The sequence below is a fragment of the Kitasatospora sp. MBT66 genome (assembly GCF_000710405.2).
Taxonomy (GTDB): Bacteria; Actinomycetota; Actinomycetes; order Streptomycetales; family Streptomycetaceae; genus Kitasatospora; species Kitasatospora purpeofusca.
In genome coordinates, this window is the sequence record NZ_JAIY01000015.1 from 161,801 (window position 1) to 163,256 (window position 1,456).

Here is a 1,456-nt window from a genome sequence, read left to right on the forward strand (position 1 = left end):
GCGACGCCCGGCCAGTTCACCCTCTGCTCGGACGGCTACTACTCCTCCTACGCGGAGTTCCCGAACCGGCACTTCTCCACCAGGATCGTGGAGCCCGGCACCTGCAGCACCCTCAACCTCTCGGGTGACAGCAAGGAGTTCGTCGTCCTGCACCAGGGCAACGGCGCACTCGTCGGCAACTTCTCCTACAACGACGCGGCGGGCACCGGTGTCTCCACGACCGGGTACGCCTGGTCCACGGGCTACTACCGCTGGTGACCGGTCGCTCCACGACCTCCGGCTTCCCCCGTCCCGCTTGACTGCCGTTCATGACCCTTCGCCCCCGGTGACCAACCGTCGGTGACCCGGCAGCGCCCCGCCGCCCCGGACCCCCGGCTCCGGGGCGGCGGGGCGCTGCCGTCAATCCGTGGACAAGTCCCTGACAAGAGGCGCGGTCTAGCGTCCTCGTCGTCCGAACGGACAAGTTCCCCACCAGACGAGGACAGGCAGCCCGATCGCATGACGACCCAGCTCGACCCGGGGGCGAAGACCTCCGCCGCACCGATCGCGACCCAGTTCGCCACGCCGCTCGCGCCTCCCGGGACGACGCAGTTCGCGGCACCGGTCGCGCGGCCGTCCGCGGCCCGCCGCGGCACCGGCGCGGTCGGGGTGATCCGGACGACCACCATCGCCGTACTGGCCGGCGACCCGATCACGGGGGAGGGGGCGGCCCTCGGGCTCCGCCGCCACCCCGGGCTCCGGCTGCTCGCGCCCGAGGAGTTCCCGTCCGCGGACGTCGCGCTCGTGCTGACCGGCGCCGTGACCGAGGAGACGATGACCCGGCTGGAGGACTTCGCGGACCGGTCCGAGAACCCGGCCCTGGGCATCGTGCTGGTCACCGAGGGCATCCGGGAGCACCAGGTGCTGCGGGCGGTCGGACTCGGCTTGCGCGGCGTGCTCTGGCGTCAGCAGTGCGACTTCGAACAGATCCTGGAGGTCGTCCGCCGGGTGGCCGTCGGCGGCACCGATCTGCCCCCCACGGTCCAGGGCTGGCTGGTCGACGGCTTCCGGTCCGTCCAGCACGACGTGCTGGGGCCGCGCGGCCTCACCGCCGCCGGGCTGGAGACCCGCGAGGTGGCCGTGCTGCGCCTGCTGGCCGACGGCCTGGACACCGCCGAGATCTCCCGTGAGCTCAGCTACTCCGAACGGACCATCAAGAACATCGTCAGCGGCATGATGACCAGGCTCGGCTTCCGCAACCGCACCCACGCGGTGGTCCACGCGATCAGGTCCGGCGTGCTCTGAGCGCACGGGCGCGCGGTGGAGCGGGACCGCGGTCGGCCGCCGGGTCGTGTCCCCCCTGAGCATCCGCGCCCCGTCGTCGGCACGAGGGCCCCGCGTCGCCCGTCGGCGTCACCGGCGGCAACCCGCCCGCGTCATCGGGCTCCGCCGGGCGCCGACGGGCTCAGCGCAGGTA

Annotated in this window: 2 protein-coding genes; both read left to right on the forward strand. The window is 73.1% G+C overall.

Annotated elements, in window-relative coordinates; all coding sequences use genetic code 11:
- Positions 1 to 258: hypothetical protein (locus tag BI06_RS51635; protein ID WP_043475318.1), on the forward strand; the 258-nt coding region annotated here is incomplete at its 5' end.
- 240 nt (positions 259 to 498) lie between these two features.
- On the forward strand, positions 499 to 1,284 hold the full coding sequence (locus BI06_RS35855) for a LuxR family transcriptional regulator (RefSeq protein WP_051742643.1): 786 nt from the start codon (positions 499 to 501) through the stop codon (positions 1,282 to 1,284).
- The last annotated feature ends 172 nt before the right edge of the window (positions 1,285 to 1,456 follow it).